Below are 16,475 nucleotides of genomic sequence, written 5' to 3'. Positions count from 1 at the left end.
GATATAATAGGTAGATTCAGCGAGTATTGAAAGTCGGTTCAAAGATCAAAAATTATGATGAAAATAAACAAATTGATTTGTCTCAATAGCACCAACTTGGAAATACTAAAATTCACGATGAGTTGATGAGATCCAATACAACTCTTTCAGTTATTATCCCCGTGTATAACGATCCAGGCGGGATCCGAGACACACTCTTATCACTAACAGACCAGCAGAATCCTCCGGACTACGAAATCATCGTCGTCGACAACGACTCGACCGACGAAACACCAACCGTAATCGAGGAGTTTGAGAAGAACTACCCGGAGCTCGTATTCGGGTACTCGGAGACGGAAATACAGGGTTCCTACGCGGCTCGAAACGCTGGAATTGAACACGCGTCCGGTGACCTCCTTGCGTTCATCGATGCCGACGTTACGGTCGAAGATTCGTGGGTCGCTGACGTTCACGAGCGGTTCCAAAACTCCGATGTGGACTATCTGGGGTGTAACGTCGAGATGTACATCCCGGAGGGAGAGGACACATTTTGGGCGCGGTACGATGTCGCAATGGGTCTCCCCGTCGAACACTACTTGGAAACCAAGCAGTTCGCACCCACATGTGCGCTCGTGATCCGCCGAGACATTGTAAATGACGTTGGGTTATTCGAAGAATCACTCACATCAGGTGGGGATAAAGAGTTCGGAAAAAGAGTTCACAACGCTGGGTTTGCAATGGATTACAGTGGCCAATTGATCGCTCGACATCCAGTTCGATCCACACTTCGAGAGCATGTATTGAAAGCTAAACGAATTGGCACTGGCCAGTACCAGCTTTGGCAACAATTTGACCTCGCTCTACATCCTTTGTGTCCACTCCGGCTTATCCCTCCGAATCCAGTTCGGATTGCTAACCGCTCTAAGAATAGCTCTCGAATCTGGCTCGTCTATATCGTGGCCTATTTTTTAAAACTGGTTCAAATGTCATCTAGTATCGACAGCTATCTCAGAAATTAGTTTGAAATTATATGCTCACTAGCCCATCGGTATGATAATAAAGTAAGCAATTTGTTACGCGAACACCTAATGGAAAGGTTTGTTATATTGGCGGAGTCTTACTAAAGTGATGTCCAACACCGCACTAATAACGGGCGTTACTGGTCAAGATGGAAGCTACCTAGCCGAATATCTACTATCAAAAGGCTACGATGTGTATGGGTTAGAAAGGTGGAAAAGCACTCAAGGACACCGTCGTATAGATCATATTACAGACTTAGAACTAGTTCAAGGGGATCTTGCGGATCAGTCGTCTCTGGATAGAGTAGTTCGAGAGACTCGACCGGATGAAGTCTATAATCTTGCGGCTCTCTCTTTCGTACCGGAGAGTTTCAATCAGCCGGTTCACACCGGTAATATAACTGGACTGGGCGCAACACGAGTTCTAGAGGCTGTTCGAAAACACCAGCCAGACGCGAAGTTTTACCAAGCATCTACCAGCGAACTGTTCGGGAATTCCTCTGAGGAAACACAATCAATCGACACGCCATTCCAGCCGCGTAGCCCTTACGGAACGTCAAAACTCTACGCATACTGGTCAACGGTCAATTATCGGGAAGCCCATGACATGTTCACGGTTAACGGAGTTCTATTTAATCACGAATCGCCTCGACGCGGAAAGAATTTTGTAACTCGTAAAATAACGCGGGGGGCAGCAGCGATCTCTCTCGGGCTTCAGGACAAACTTGAGCTCGGTAATTTAGATGCGAAACGTGATTGGGGACACGCTGAAGACTACGTCAAGGCCATGCACCTGATGTTACAGCAAGATACCCCCAAAGATCTCGTAATTGGAACTGGGGAACATCATTCTGTACGAGATTGCGCTCGAATCGCCTTCAACGAAGTTGGATTAGACTGGGAGGACTACGTTGAAATTAATGAAAAGTTCTTCCGGCCAGCGGAAGTTGACGTACTGAAGGCGGACATTTCAAATGCCAAATCTGAACTGGACTGGGAACCCCAGAAGACTTTTGAGGATCTCATTGTAGAGATGGTCGAAACCGATTTAGCGGAACTACAGTCGGATAATTCACAGGCAGCTCAGCCCAATGAGTGAGAATGTACTGATCACCGGTGGCACTGGTTTCATCGGGAGCCACTTGGTCAGAGAGTTGAACACCAATAATCGCCGAGTTACTGTACTCGCGCGAGAGCGTGACGCTACAGAACACTTCTCAAGTGATGTCCAGTCTATCTTCGGGGACGTGACATTTAGAAATACTCTTCCATCTTTTGAACAGTTTGATGCGGTATTTCATCTTGCGGGTGTCGTCTCAGTTAGCGGGTCGATCAGGAATCCACAGCAGACCTTCTCTGTGAATACAACAGGGACACAAAATGTACTAGAGCAATGCCGAATTGACGATGTGGATCACTTCGTCTATCTGAGTAGTGCGTCTATTTATGGAGAACCAGATAGGTTACCGATTAGTGAAGAACACCCTATTCAGCCGACACATCCGTACGCTGCTACAAAGGCTGCTGGTGAAAACTTGGTACAGGGATACGGAGCCGCATACGGTATTGAAACAACGATTATACGCGCATTCACAGTGTACGGTCCGGGACAGACGGAACAGAATCTAATACCGACTGTTATCAGACAAGCTCAAACGAAGGATCGAATCCAACTTGGAAACATGGAACCTACTCGTGACTTTATACATGTCTCTGACTTAGTAAGGGCTGTTGAGATGCTGACAACTCAAGAGGAGCCAAAGTACGAGATCTACAATGTTGGTAGTGGTCAGGAACACTCTGTGGGGGAAGTTGTCGAAACTATTTTGAAAGAACTGGATAAGACTGAATTGAAAGTGATCTCAGAGGGAACGGGAAGAAGTCGAGAAGTAGAGATCAGTCGGATGGTTTCGGACAACAGTCGTATTCGCGATCTCGGTTGGAGTCCAAAATACGACTTGGAAGCCGGAATTGTAGACACAATACGGGGAATTAGAGCATAATGGACGTCGACGAGATACTAACAGAGATCGAGCCAAAAGTTGAACAGCATTTTGAGGAAGAAGAGACATTCATACCCGGAGAGTCAAAGATTCGGCTCAGCAGACCCACGTACGGGACTGCCGAAGTGATGGAATCGCTGGAATCACTTCTCTCTACTTGGGTTACTATGGGAGATAAAGTCCAGCAATTCGAATCTGGATGGAGTGAGTACACTGGATCAGACCATGGAGTGATGGTGAATTCGGGGTCCTCAGCAAACCTGCTGGCACTAAAAGCACTAGAGGGGACTGCCATCGAACCGGGGGATGAAGTAATCGTTCCTGCTGTATCGTGGTCTACAAGTGTCTTTCCGATATTAGATGTCGGTGCAACGCCGGTTCTGGTGGACGTCGATTCTAGTACGTATACAATCGATATTGATGCCGCTGAAGAGGCAATTACCGAGGACACAGCGGCCATCCTGCCAGTACATCTTCTCGGGAATCCTTGTGATATGGACGCATTAGTTGAGTTATGTGAGAGACACGACCTCGCTCTCATAGAGGACTGTTGTGAGGCTCACGGCGCGAGATACGATGGAGATCACGTGGGAAGCTTCGGCGATATGGGTACGTTCAGTTTCTTTTTCTCCCATCACATCTCAACTATTGAGGGAGGAATGATTGTGACTGATTCTGATGATTATCTTGAGAAACTTCGGATGTCTAGAGCCCATGGCTGGGTTCGCGAAGTGGACGACAACTCTGAGTTTGTCGAGTCAAACCCGGAAATTGATGAACGATTCCTTTTCGCGAGCACAGGATACAATCTTCGTCCAACCGAGATTCAGGGTGGGTTTGGAATTCACCAACTAGATCGGATCGATGGTTTCCTTGAGAAACGGAAATCGAACGCGGAGTACCTAAACGAAAAGCTATTAAAGTATTCGGAAATATTCTCTCTCCTTGAGGAGCATCCGAAAGGCGAATGTTCGTGGTTCGCCTATCCGTTGCTCCTTCGAGAAGACGCTCCGATATCGAGAGATGAGCTTCAGTCTCACCTTAAGGAACATAACATTGAGACTAGGCCGATACTCGCCGGTAACATGGCGAGGCAACCAGTATTCGACTCGATTCCGCATCGAGTAGAGGGAGATCTTGAGCACTCTGAGCATATCCATGAGAATGGACTATTTGTGGGAAATCACCACAGAATGACCGAAGAAAAGTTAGAGTATATTTGGGAAACAATCGACAAACTAATTGAAGAAAATATATAAGTACTATTATATTTTTCACTACCACTATCTGGTGTAATTCAAGAAATTACTTATTGGGTGAACATCTTATCGCAACTAATGAAAATTGGATTGGTTACTCTTTCACTCTCTCCTGGTGGTGCAGAACGCTTAATTCTTGAACAGGCCCGCGATCTCAGAGAAAGGGGCCATACCGTTCGTATATACCCTGAAAAGGACTATCCAAACTTTCGTGAATCTGTCGGAGTAAATAATATAGCTATACAAGAAATACCCAATAGCGGTAGGGTATTAAACGTTCCAAAGACAGACCGACTAAAACAAGTTCGTGATATCCGATCGCAAATTCTGAAGGATGGTTTAGACTTCGTTATTTCTCACTACAAAGACATTGAGGTATATCTTGCTACTCGAGGCACAGATATTAATTACGCATGCCATGTGAATGGATCACCCTTCTGGTTCGACGATAATCCAAAATTACAACCACATACCCGAAAAGAAGGGTATCAGCAACAGATCTCGTCTATTGATGGTCATGCTACGTTTCAGGACTACCACAGCACCCCTATAGAACGGTTATACTACGAGTGTCGTGAACGACTCCGTCAAGAGGCTCTACAGGAGAGTGAAATCGTTACAACCCTCACAGACAGAGTCGCATCTGAACTATCGTTTTGTTACGAAATTGACCCAGAGGTTGTCAGACCTGGCGTCAGTCAAGACTGGTTCAAGATTAGTGTTGATATTGAACCAAGAGAACTCCCAAATATCAATACGGATCATATGATTTTGAATGTGGGTCGACTGGATCGAAGAAAAAGAAACACATTACTAATTAAATCATTTGCCGAGTTCTGTAGACGGACTGGTCGAGAAGATGTTACATTGGTCATTGGTGGGTCTGGTAAGGAGGAAGACAAACTGAAGTCACTCGTCTCAAAAGTCGGTATTGAGAGCTCTGTTGTTTTCGCGGGGTATATTCCTGAAAAAGATCTACCAGAGTATTATGTAGCGGCTGATTTACTGGCCCATCCTGCTTGGGTCGCATACGGTCTTGTTCCACTAGAAGCGTACGTTGCTGGCGCAAGAGTGGCAATATCGACAGATACTATGGTTCGAGAAATTGTTGAAGGAGAACCAGGAGTGTCTGTTGTGCCCCCTGATGTTTCACAGTGGAGTCAGAAATTTGAATCTTTACTGGATAACTCAGAACACAAGCCGAATAAATCTGCTGTGCCTACATGGGAGACCTTTTGTCAAAGTATAACTCAAAAATATGCTGACTACGGCTTATTAAAGAACAATACCTGAATTGTATTTTATGAGTGATATTCAACCGAAGTTTACAATAATCATCCCCGTTTACAATGATTCAGAGGGAATAAACAATACACTTGATCATATTCTCCGGCAAGATAGTATTAGTGAAGTAGTTGTAGTAGACAACGCGTCTACTGACGACACTTCAGAGATAATCCAATCGTTTACAGCGAACAATCCTCGTATCAGATCCTATTGTGAGAGACAAATACAAGGCTCCTACGCCGCCCGAAACACGGGTCTCCAACACGCTGACGGCGACGTACTCGCGTTCCTCGACGCCGACGAAACCGTTGACAGTGACTGGCTCGAAACCGCTCTCGCAACAATGGACGAACAGGGTGTCGACTACCTCGGCTGTAACGTCGAACTTACACTCCCGGAAGACACGCTCGTCGGCAGATACAACGCACATACCGGATTCCCGGTAAAACAGTACCTCGAAAACGAGAATTACGCCCCTACCTGCGCCCTCCTCGTCCGTCGCGAAGTCTTCGAGGAGGTCGGTTTCTTCGACGCCCGACTCATCTCCGGCGGCGACCGCGAGTTCGGGGAGCGCGTCCACGAGGCGGGCTACGACCAAGGCTACGCCGAGGACGCAGTCGTCTACCATCCCGCACGCACGCGGTTCGAATCGCTCGCGAAGAAGAACTTCCGCGTCGGTCGCGGCTTCTGCCAGAAGCAACGGTACTACCCGGAACGCTACGGCACCCCAGGAATCCCGCCGCGACCGAGCGGATCGGGCAACGACGACGAGGAAGGCGACGAACTGTCTCTCGCCACGCGACTCGCGTTCGCGTTCCTCTCGTTCGCGATGCTCACCTGTCGAGGCCTCGGCTACTACTACGAGTTCCTCTTCGGCGAGGAGCGCGACGACATCCCCGCGCCCACGAGTTAGCCTTCTTCGCGACGTTCACGTTCACAGACCCGGACTACCGAGAGTACCTAACCGGCGATCACAGCGATTGGTGATACTCTCCGACTCTCAGATCCGGATCGCTGACGACAAAGTATTTCCCACCCCGCAAACACCGCCTACTCATGCAAGCAGTCGTACTCGCCGCTGGCAAGGGCACGCGACTCCGACCGCTCACCGACGACAAACCGAAGGTCCTCGTCGAAGTGAACGGCACGCCGCTCATTCAGGACGTCTTCGACAACCTGATCGACGCGGGCGCGACCGAACTCGTCGTCGTCGTCGGCTACAAGGCCGAGCAGATCATCGATCGCTACGGCGACGAGTACGAGGGCGTCCCAATCACCTACGCCCACCAGCGCGAACAGCTCGGTCTCGCTCACGCCATCCTTCAGGCGGAACCCCACATCGACGGCCCGTTCATGCTGATGCTCGGCGACAACGTGTTCCGCGGGAACCTCGGCGACGTCGCAAGCCGTCAGCAGGAGGAGCGCGCCGACGCCGCGTTCCTCGTCGAAGAGGTCCCCTACGAGGAGGCCTCCCGGTACGGTGTCTTGGACACCAACGAGTACGGCGAGGTCGTCGAGGTCGTCGAGAAGCCCGACGATCCGCCGAGCAACCTCGTAATGACCGGCTTCTACACGTTCACGCCCGCCATCTTCCACGCGTGTCACCTCGTCCAGCCCTCCGACCGCGGCGAGTACGAGCTTCCCGACGCGATCGATCTCCTCATCCAGTCCGGCCGCACGATCGACGCGATCCGGCTGGACGGCTGGCGCATCGATGTCGGGTACCCCGAAGACCGAGATCGAGCCGAGGAGCGACTCGATGAACTCGCCGACGCCGTGAGCGAAGAGGAGGAAACGGAGGAAGCGGACGCGAGCGAGGCTGTCGTCGACTCGTAGTTCGGTGGAGTCGATCCGGCCGACGTACGTCTACGGGGTGAGAGTAACTTTATGACTCCTGTACGAGGAGAGTACGTTTCGTCCGTCTGTGACTGGCCGCAGGTACCTGATCGTTGGTGGAGTCGACAACTTGTGGCAACGAGAGAGCGTGCGGAAAGCGGCTCGATATCGACTGTGGGCCTATAATTAGGAGAAATCAGACGAAACAGGGGGCATCTCGTGCCGGCGAGTCGATCGCGACTGGAGAACGTGTAACTATACAGTCTTTTCACAGTTCTACATAAGAGCGAGTGTCGTCTGATCCTCAAGATACACAATCTAGACGTAAGGGCTACACTCAATGGTCAGTAACAGCATTTTCAGTCTAATTATGATCGCTATCCATGTGGCTTCCTTCGTCAATATACTGCCAATCCTCAGTATCTAGATAGCCTTTAAGATATGCTTCACCATCTTCTGTAATCACATACGTTGCATCGCTAATTTCGCGGAGTAAACCCTCTTCTTTCAGTTTTTTACATCGCCTACCGATATATGCTCGACTAAATTTGATTGGACCACCTTTCATCATCTCTGTGGGTGATGCAGCCTCATTCTCATGAAGATATTCTAAAATTCGATCATCAACCAACGTCATCCAATTTCCAGAGTGCCGCAGCATAGTTACCACTTCTATCGTGATGTGTGTAATGAGTTCGGATAGTGTAGTCTAGAACTTCCATTTATGTTAGACACTATCCGAACCTATAAGTTACAAGCGATATTATTGGGACTCACAGAGCCCAGCGACGAACCCTCGGCTCGTGAGAAAGCGTAGAAACCCCGGCTGCGGTGTTGTAGCACCCAGCCGGGACGGGTTCTGTGCCCGATCACAGAACCATGCTAATGCTGGCAACTGCGGGGCTTAAGCCCTGCGAGACGACTGGCGGATCGAACAGTACCACCTGTACTCTCTGTACTACCGAGGCCGACGGGTATGACGCTACCCTAGATGCCCCGATCTGTACAACGTGTGCGAGGACACACAGCAGTAGCAATAATACCGCGGAGGGACATAATGAGTAGCTCCCACACCGAGAGCGACACAACCCACCCGGTCGCCGATCTCTCAGCCGTCCACCGCGACCTGCTCTGGATACTCGCACAGACGGATCCCTGTGAGAGTAACCAACTCCACCAAGCACTCTCCGACTACTACACCGAGAGTATCAACCACAACCAGGTCTGCGACGCACTCGAAGGACTCATTGAACGCGACTTCGTCACCGCCGCCGACTCAAAAGGGTACCAACTCACAGAATCTGCCCGACGCGCACTCTCCGCCCGCCAAGCGTGGCAAGCTGGCATCACCACCAGCGAGGGAGGGAACGAATGACCCGATCCACCGACGAACTCCCAGATCGCCAGCAACTCGCGCGCATCCCGCTGGATACCCACCCCGCCTGCCAAGTCTGTGGCCGCACCCTCAACGAGGGCGACGACATCACCGCCTACGCCTACCGGGCTGCGGGCGAGTCCGCGTACGCGATCGGCTACATCATGTGCGGGTCGGATGCCCACGAACACCCGACCGTCTTCACCCGTGGTGTTCGCGAGTACGTCCTCACGGGTCACGTTGGGACGTGTACGAACACCCAGATCCAATCGACGACGGTCGTCCTGCTGGATCCGACCGCCGTCGTCACGAGCCCGACGACGAGTACAACCCCACACGTCCACGCGGACGCGCCAACCCCACGGGATCCAATCCACTCACCATCGGAGGAGCCACCCTCACTACTCGACGCCGTTCGCGAACGGGCTCGCTCTGATGGTGGCGCATCCCACGAGGGACCACAGTGATCCACCAGACCCCCACCTCCTGGTGATCACTAATGCAGTCACGCCAACCCGCGACCCCTAGCCGAGGGGTTCGGCTCGTCAGCCCCACAGGCGTTCCCACCGACGGTATTCGCTGTCCCGCGGTGTCACCTCGCCTAACCGAGTGGCTTCCAGACCTCCTCGAGAAGCTCACACCGCACACCGAACGCGCCATCCGCGACACCACCACTACCGAGGATCGATGGCGGGCGAGTTCACAATTTCTCACCCGCCTCCACCCGGAGTGGTCGAACACAGACAACACGTGGACCGACGACGTCGCCGAAGCCGTCGCGTACGTCCGCGCGATCACCGCGCGTGCGCTCACCTACGATACGGACACTGAGCCCCTGTCGGCGTACCATCACCAGCGCCACGCGAACCTCTCCGAGACCGTTACCGCGATCGGCACGGGCCGCGGCCCAGTGAACGCCAGCCTCGGCGCGCTCGCAAAAGGCCCGGTCGCGCTCCATCGCGAACTCGACGCTCAGCCCACCGTCCTCATTCTCCAATTGGACGGCGAGGCGTGGACCGAGGTAGACGACCGCCGGACGGGAGTCCGCGCACTCGCGGCGATCGCCGTGCTTGCCGCCGGGTTCGACGTTCGCGTCGTCGTCTCGCCCGCACTCCACCGTCACCTGTCGAGGCGGTATCCCAACTGGACGGAGTACCATCTCGGTCTTACTGGGAGCCGGGATCGGTCTCCCCACACCACCCACCGCGAACAGACTCCCGAGGCCGCCTGGGACGTCGTCCGCGATCTCGATACCGAACCGGGCAAACGCCGACTCCTCGGGAATCTCACGACAACGCACGCCCGCCGGTACGACGACCTCAGCGCCGACGACGCAATCGATATCGCAGCCGGAACCGTCAGTCGGTACGTTCTCGATCTCGAAACGCGCGGGCTGGTCACCGTTAATCGTCGCGGAACGCAGCACACGGTCCAGCTCACCGATCTGGGCCAGCGGGCTACCAGAGCGTGTCTCGATGACGATTACGAGCTCATCCACCCGGATCAGCGCCGGCTCGACGAGCGACTTACTCCAACCCCTCACTACGCTACAAGTACAGTGTCGCCCCGGCGGCCGGGGGGCCCGGAGGCGACACCGCCAGACGAGTGGGTCGCGGCGACCGGCACTCCGGACACGGCTGCCGACTACGTTCAGTGGCTCACCGGCCCCAACAGTACTCCGGCCAGCCGACTCCACGACCGATTCGCCACGGTTGCCCACGACGACGCCATCACCCTCGTCGGTGACCAGCCCGCGACCCTCGAGGACGGCCGCGTTGCGTACCTCAGCCACACCGAGACAGAGACGCTCGTCGTCCTCCAGTGGGGCGGGCCCGTAGCTACCCTGGGACGTCTCGCAGGAGCCTTACTCAGCGAGAAGGCACTCTCGCAGATCCTCACCCCGGAACGACTGGGCCACAAGTTCGAGGCACTCGACGAAGACACCCACGAGTACGCAGTCGGTCGCCTGCTGCGTCGTGGCCGCCAAGTTGGCTGGTGTAGCGACGCCGAGACTACCTACGAGGCGTGGCGCGAGCGAATCACGACCGTTCGGGATCGCCTGCTGTCCCGAGTGGCTGAACTCACAGAGAATAACGACACCGCTGCCCGCAGCGAGCTCTTCAAAGATCTCCACGGGCTCATCGCGTCGGCCACCCAGCTGTATCACGCAGCCGGAATCGATCTCACGACCACACTGCGGGTTCCGGACACGGCTACTCTCGCACGCTCCACCACCCGCCTCCAGAACCTCTGTAAGTTTCTCGCCAAGACGGTCCCCAAACAGTCCACCTACGGGATCCACTCGGGGTATCGACTGCTGTTCGAAGACCGACCTACAAAGTTGTGCCGGCGACTCCCCTACGAAGTCGAGCCCGACGCACAGCTAGATCTCACGATGTCGTGGGTCATTGCCGGCCCAACGGCCACGGCGCTCCACGATGAGATCACCACGGCCCTTCGCGAGGAACTCGCTACCGTCCGAGACGCGGTCGCCGACGGGACCGAAGCTGCACCCACCCTCGAGATCCCCGTCGTCGACGGCACCACCTACCCCGCCATCCGACGGGTGATCGACGAGATCGCGACAGCCCACAACACCCAGTGGTCGCCCCGTGAGAAACAGCGACTCGTCCGGCTCTGTCTCCGCTCATTCGGCCCATCGGAGACCACCCGCCGGGCGTGTCCGTACGACGTCGTCGTGAGTCTCCTGTGGGCGCTCTCCGAAGCACAAACACCGACACCGGCCGACGTTGAACGCGCGGCAGCCACCCTGCCGGCAACACGCTTCCGCCCGAAGCTCACGCCGACAGCGACCAAGCTGTACGCCACCCTACTCCAAGCCGACGGCTCGCTCGGTCGGACCGCGCTGATCGAGCAGGCCGACATCTCCGCGAGCAGCTATGACCGTCGGCTGGAAGACGTCCAAGCTCTCGACCGCGTTCACGCCGTCCAGATCGACGGCCACCGTCGGTGGACGACGATGGAGTCAGTTTCACTGGATCAGCGGATACCACCGGTGACAGCGTGGCTTCCGTACCATAGCGACCAGCCCGCGACCTCGTCGTCGACGCACCGACAGTCACCTACCTCCACGAGGCCGTCCATTCTGGGCCCAGCCCACACGTGGTGGCGCTCTCGCGCTGGCTGGGACAGACGCCCGCCAATATCAATCGCCACCGTCCCCATCGACACCGCTCACGACACCATGTGTCCGATACTCATGCCTACCGACAGCCGACAGCCGCACAGCCACGATCAATCGCATCCACAACCCGACATAATGACACCACCAACCACCCCAACGACAGTAGCCGCAACGCCGCAACCGACCCACCCTAATGGAGGGACCCAGCAATGAACGAGCCCGCACTCGATCTGGAGACGGTCATCAGACGCGACCGCCCGCCGGAGATGCTCGGCAGCATCCAAATCGATACGGTTGATGACGACACACGGGTGACGCTCAGCTTCGGTGACGACCGTGACGTCATCTACGCGGTGCTGTCCCCAGCAGAAGCCAAAACGATCGCCACTGCCCTCGAAGAAGCGGCCGTCCAAGCCGAAGCAGCCGCCATCGTGGAGGAGCAAGCCGATGAGTGACGACACTCGCGACCTGACTGATGCGATTGACACCGTCGGCACGCCTGACGAGACGACCGATCCAGATCACGATCCAACCAACGGGCGCTGGTTCGAAGAGGAAGTCGCTGACACCCTTGAGGAGTGGGGGTACACCACAGCCCGCAACGAGCAGCTCTTCGGGCTCGAAACCGATGTCATCGCGCGCCGCGACGAATTCCGCGGTGACCCCACGGACTTCCTCGTCGTCGAGTGTAAAGACTGGCACACCACACCCGTCCAGCGTGACGCCGTCGAAGCGATCGCCCTCCGGGCCGCCCTCGCGAGAGCGATGCCTGTCCTCGCTATCGCCCGGCACGTGACCGCGGGCGCGTGGAAGTTGGCCCAACAACTCGATGTCCGGATTCTCACAGAACCGGATCTCTGGAAAGATCGTCTCCGACCGTTAACGAAACGCCGACCACCACGCGGCACACTCTACGCGCGGCGGGAACCGCCCATTCGGGAGTTGCGCGACCGACTACCGCTCTTGCTCCATCGGAAAACCAGCCTCGACATCGAGGCACCCGTATTCTACAGGGCCGGTGACGGTCCGTGTTACGTCCCAGATCGAGAGGGCAACACGACATACGTCAGTGCCCGCGAGAGCGAGTACGATTTTAGGGAGTAGGGGTGCTAGAGCCGTCGTGAATCGTTCGTCGAAGCTATCCACCGAATCATTCACGAGACGGGAAACAACAACCGGGGCTGAAGCGCTTCCTCACCGGAGCTGAATCATATTCCTGTCCCGCTTGATAACCTGTTTCGTAATAAGTCGGTCAACCGCTTCGTCGACGGCGCTTGCGTGATCCTCCGACAGAGTTTGTACATTTGCGAGGACTCGTTCTCCAATCACTTCGATGTCGTTGATATCAGCGTCGAGAGCACCAAGAATCGTATATTCGACTTCGAACTCCGTCGTAAATTCTTCGATCTGGGTGGTGAACGTGTTCGGCAGTCCGGAGAGAGAACTCACGGCCATTTCGATCGCAAACAGCGGATGTGAGCGATCCCGGATTTGTCGTGCTTCAGTCGTACCGGTATTAAATGGTCGCTGTGCATCAATCTCGTTCCAAATCACCTCGTAGTTCAACCCACGCTGGGCGTATTTCCGCATATCTTCGATATCACGTCGACGGCCACTCGCCACGTCACCGCCAGAGACCGCTTTGAGCAGGAACATATCCTCATCTGAGAGGATGAGTACTGTCACGTGCTTCCCAGTCCAGAACTCTTTGGCCCGGTCGTGTATCCGATCGGTGATCCAGACTTTCCCAACGATCTGCCGTTCGAAGAGATCGATCCGAAACCCGCGCTCTTCGTGATACAGTTCGACGGTTTTCCTAACGCCCTCGAACGACTCCGTTGGTTCGTCGATGACCGTGAACCCCTGCGACGTAAGCGTCTGGTGTACATGCTCGAATTCAGAGATTACCCCCACTGTAAGATCGATATCCTCAGTTTGGTCTCTCAGTCCCTGTACTTTGACTTCCTCCCACGGCTTCAGCCGTGGGATTCCTCCGCGTGGGTGATTCAGGCGATGCCTGCGCCACCGGAGGCAAATTTCCCCGCGTCGCCGTGGGTACTCTGGTTTTCGGGTTCCGCTTTGGTCGAGTGATCCCGCCGTCGCCAGCGGTGATCGTTCCACTCGAGGCGGGCCACCGATCGGTGTGCCCTCTCCGTCGTGTTCTCTCGGGAGACCGCGGGCCGAGCCATCGACCCGTCGTTCACTATCAGCAAGTTCTCCGACGCCGCCAAATCCGAATGCCCCTCGAAACCGCAGTCGTAGCACGTGAGCAGGTCGCCCTCACGGTGTATGTTCTCGCTGCCGCAGTCCGGACACGTAGAGGAGGAACCGACTTCGCTGACCTCTCGCACCCTAATGCTGTACTCGCCTTCCAACACCTCCTGTAAGCGGCGGCGGAAGCGGCCGTGACTCCAAAACTGGTGGGTCTTCTCGTTCACCCGCGCCGACCAGTGCTCCTGCAGCACGTCCGAGAGGTCGCCAGCGATCACCTCGCCAACACCGTGTTCAGCCAACCACTCCGCAAGATCGCGGACGAGGGCGTCCTGAAGGTGACGGACGTGTTCGGTGCGCCGCCGATACATCTGGCGGATGTGCCGGCTTGACCACGTACCGTACTCGAGGCGTTCTTGGAGGGCGGCGATCTGATTGGTGGTGCGACGGAAGCGGTGGAATTGGGGGCGTGCGTGGTAGAGACGTTGGTAGCCGGTGGTTGTGGTGACGGCGACGAGGTTGTTCGCGCCGATGTCCAAGGCTGCCACCACCCCGTCGTCGCCCGCGGCGGCGGCCAGTGGTTCGTCCCGTCGAGGAGTAGCTTCGGAGACGGGTTGTCGTGCCCTGAACGCTTCGGCGTCCTTGTCGTACACCAGTTCCAACCGGCCCTGACTTCCTTCCCACCGCGGGTTCCCACGTGCTTCGAGTCGAAGTCGCTCGTGGTATCCGAGACCGTACTTCTCCTTGAGGTCGTGTCCGACCGGGATCTCCAGCCGCGATCGCTCGCCCCACTTGAGGGTGTATTGATCGTTGCGGATGAGCGTCTGGAGCGTGCGCTCTCCGCTATCCTCGTCCTTCCAGTACCCGGGCGGCGAGGGATTCTCGCCGTCTTCCATGAGGGCGAAGAACGACCGCCACGCCTCGTCGCTTTTGCGGATGAGTTGTTGAGCGGTGGCGGAGCCGAGGACACCCTTGTACTTCACACGGTATTCGTCGGCGTCGACGTTCCACACGTCTCGATTGTTGAAGAAGTGTTGGCGGCGGTGGTAGGTGAGTTCGTTCCACAGCGCAGCGGACGCGTCCAACACCTCGTAGAGGATCAGCTCGTCTCTCTCCGAGAGGGGGCTGACTCGGAAGATGTTGACCCGCCGCATTACCGCGAATAGTGTGGGATTACTGGATTGTAAAGGCTGTAGATGCGGTGGGAATTACCACCGGGCAATAGGACAGTAGATTGTTGAGTCGGAGTGTCCGCTCACACCCACCCGTGAATGGGTGGGCTTCCGCTCACACCGTGTCATTGCCGACCCGCCGAGGAGATACACAGTCACAGACTCCGATAGCCAATTGTCGAACTCCGACAGAAATTCTTTGATCGCCTGGCCGCCACTGAATACAGTCATACTACTCCGTATTGTTCTTTGAGCGCGATATATTCTGATTCACTCGGCAAGACGACGGGAGGATCCTGTGAACCGTCGAACTCGCCCTGAACTGCCTGGCACATTGTAGCGACTGTTGCCTCTAGATCATACCACGTTGCTGTGTCTGTGAGTTTCTCTCGGTCGATATCCAACTTGTCGATCAACAACATCGCATAACTGATGCGGCGAGATTCACTATTGAGGACGAGCGTGTGACACACGATATCGACAGGCGTGAGTTCTTCGTTGGGTGTATACCAGAATGCAGGTTCACCTGCGAGGAAAAACTGTAGTCCGTACTCCTCGAACCGACCGAGTCCAGTTACCTGCCAATCAGGTGCGTCAAGCAGCGCCGCTGTATCTTCCGAAGTCTGTACACGGATGAGTGCTCGTTTTGGGTCGCACCATTCGATAGTCGCACTGGGTGCGATCTCTCGTGCCCGCGATCGGTGTTCGAAGGTCACGACGGCCTGAGTGAACGACAGCAGTGGCGCGAGATCATCACTCACCGCGTACTCGGGACCGGACGGGGACAGCATCGCTCGATCCTTGAGTGGGGACAGCGCTTTGTGGACGCTCTGCCGAGTGATATTCAGTCGTTTTGCGATGTCTGTGACGCGACGTGGTTCGTCGAGAAACCAGCACACTCGAAGGGTGGCGGGTGTAAGGAGGTCAGCCCACTCGATATGTCCGAGTTTCGCCCGTAGCCGACGATATGTTTCGATGACCGGATGATCCGTGACGGAGACGCGACGCAAGTTGTTTGGGCCACGGGCTTCGGTGAGGAGTCCCGCTGCGTGTAACGTATCGAGCACTTCGTAGATGTGTGCCTGTGAATACTCGATCTCTGTCGCGAGTTCGGCTGGTGTCGCTTCGCGGCCGGTGCTCAGTGCGTCGATCACAGCAAGCTCGGCATTTGAAATCATATATGTATACT

16 protein-coding genes are annotated in these 16,475 nt (G+C 55.3%); 12 read left to right on the top strand and 4 right to left on the bottom strand.

Translation table 11 applies throughout. The features are described from left to right. Positions 1-125 precede the first annotated feature (125 nt). The 7 genes from C472_RS03780 (at position 126) to aglF (ending at position 7,383) form a co-directional block, all read left to right on the top strand. Entirely contained in the window at positions 126-998 is an 873-nt protein-coding gene (locus C472_RS03780) for a glycosyltransferase (RefSeq protein ID WP_006628469.1), read from the top strand. Between the two features lie 109 nt (positions 999-1,107). Further along, positions 1,108-2,097 carry a GDP-mannose 4,6-dehydratase gene (gene gmd, locus C472_RS03775; protein ID WP_006628468.1) on the top strand — a complete coding sequence of 330 codons (990 nt, stop codon included), beginning with the start codon at positions 1,108-1,110 and terminating at the stop codon, positions 2,095-2,097. Further along, entirely contained in the window at positions 2,090-3,001 is a 912-nt protein-coding gene (locus C472_RS16195; protein ID WP_006628467.1) for an NAD-dependent epimerase/dehydratase family protein, read from the top strand. The genes gmd and C472_RS16195 overlap by 8 nt, the downstream gene beginning before the upstream one ends. Continuing rightward, positions 3,001-4,260, top strand: coding sequence for a DegT/DnrJ/EryC1/StrS family aminotransferase (locus C472_RS03770; protein WP_006628466.1), 1,260 nt, complete (start codon positions 3,001-3,003; stop codon positions 4,258-4,260). The genes C472_RS16195 and C472_RS03770 overlap by 1 nt, the downstream gene beginning before the upstream one ends. Positions 4,261-4,338: 78 nt before the next feature. After that, complete coding sequence (locus C472_RS16190) at positions 4,339-5,553, top strand: glycosyltransferase family 4 protein (protein WP_082238226.1); 1,215 nt, start codon at positions 4,339-4,341, stop codon at positions 5,551-5,553. A gap of 10 nt (positions 5,554-5,563) precedes the next feature. Next, positions 5,564-6,460, top strand: coding sequence for a glycosyltransferase (locus C472_RS03765; protein WP_049906286.1), 897 nt, complete (start codon positions 5,564-5,566; stop codon positions 6,458-6,460). 143 nt (positions 6,461-6,603) lie between these two features. After that, the gene (gene aglF, locus C472_RS03760; protein WP_006628464.1) at positions 6,604-7,383 is read left to right on the top strand and encodes a UTP--glucose-1-phosphate uridylyltransferase AglF; all 780 of its coding nucleotides are present in this window, start codon (positions 6,604-6,606) and stop codon (positions 7,381-7,383) included. A gap of 364 nt (positions 7,384-7,747) precedes the next feature. Here the strand turns inward: aglF and C472_RS16185 are convergent, their stop codons facing one another. Continuing rightward, positions 7,748-8,020 (bottom strand): winged helix-turn-helix domain-containing protein, encoded by a 273-nt coding sequence (locus tag C472_RS16185; RefSeq protein ID WP_321163253.1) that lies wholly within the window; start codon positions 8,018-8,020, stop codon positions 7,748-7,750. Between the two features lie 420 nt (positions 8,021-8,440). On the opposite strand from C472_RS16185, the gene C472_RS03755 reads away from it, so the two are divergent. Genes C472_RS03755 through C472_RS03740 form a run of 5 tightly spaced genes read left to right on the top strand, consistent with a single transcriptional unit; the run spans position 8,441 to position 13,007 of the window. Then, complete coding sequence (locus tag C472_RS03755) at positions 8,441-8,758, top strand: hypothetical protein (RefSeq protein WP_006628462.1); 318 nt, start codon at positions 8,441-8,443, stop codon at positions 8,756-8,758. Further along, complete coding sequence (locus C472_RS16180) at positions 8,755-9,225, top strand: hypothetical protein (protein WP_006628461.1); 471 nt, start codon at positions 8,755-8,757, stop codon at positions 9,223-9,225. Before C472_RS03755 ends, C472_RS16180 begins: the two co-directional genes overlap by 4 nt. A gap of 32 nt (positions 9,226-9,257) precedes the next feature. Beyond that, entirely contained in the window at positions 9,258-12,116 is a 2,859-nt protein-coding gene (locus C472_RS03750; RefSeq protein WP_049906284.1) for a hypothetical protein, read from the top strand. Continuing rightward, positions 12,113-12,358 carry a hypothetical protein gene (locus C472_RS03745; protein WP_006628459.1) on the top strand — a complete coding sequence of 82 codons (246 nt, stop codon included), beginning with the start codon at positions 12,113-12,115 and terminating at the stop codon, positions 12,356-12,358. Before C472_RS03750 ends, C472_RS03745 begins: the two co-directional genes overlap by 4 nt. Continuing rightward, on the top strand, positions 12,351-13,007 hold the full coding sequence (locus C472_RS03740; protein WP_006628458.1) for a restriction endonuclease: 657 nt from the start codon (positions 12,351-12,353) through the stop codon (positions 13,005-13,007). Before C472_RS03745 ends, C472_RS03740 begins: the two co-directional genes overlap by 8 nt. Before the next feature lie 90 nt (positions 13,008-13,097). Here the strand turns inward: C472_RS03740 and C472_RS03735 are convergent, their stop codons facing one another. The 3 genes from C472_RS03735 to C472_RS16175 form a co-directional block, all read right to left on the bottom strand. Beyond that, the gene (locus C472_RS03735; protein ID WP_006628457.1) at positions 13,098-13,817 is read right to left on the bottom strand and encodes a hypothetical protein; all 720 of its coding nucleotides are present in this window, start codon (positions 13,815-13,817) and stop codon (positions 13,098-13,100) included. Positions 13,818-13,909: 92 nt separating this feature from the next. Continuing rightward, a complete protein-coding gene (locus C472_RS03730; protein ID WP_006628456.1) occupies positions 13,910-15,268 on the bottom strand; it encodes an IS200/IS605 family transposon protein TnpB in 1,359 nt (452 codons plus the stop codon). Between the two features lie 245 nt (positions 15,269-15,513). Continuing rightward, on the bottom strand, positions 15,514-16,464 hold the full coding sequence (locus C472_RS16175) for a MarR family transcriptional regulator (protein WP_006628455.1): 951 nt from the start codon (positions 16,462-16,464) through the stop codon (positions 15,514-15,516). Positions 16,465-16,475 lie beyond the last annotated feature (11 nt).

This window comes from Halorubrum tebenquichense DSM 14210, from assembly GCF_000337415.1.
Taxonomy (GTDB): domain Archaea; phylum Halobacteriota; class Halobacteria; order Halobacteriales; family Haloferacaceae; genus Halorubrum; species Halorubrum tebenquichense.
This window is presented reverse-complemented; position numbering and strand designations above follow the sequence as displayed.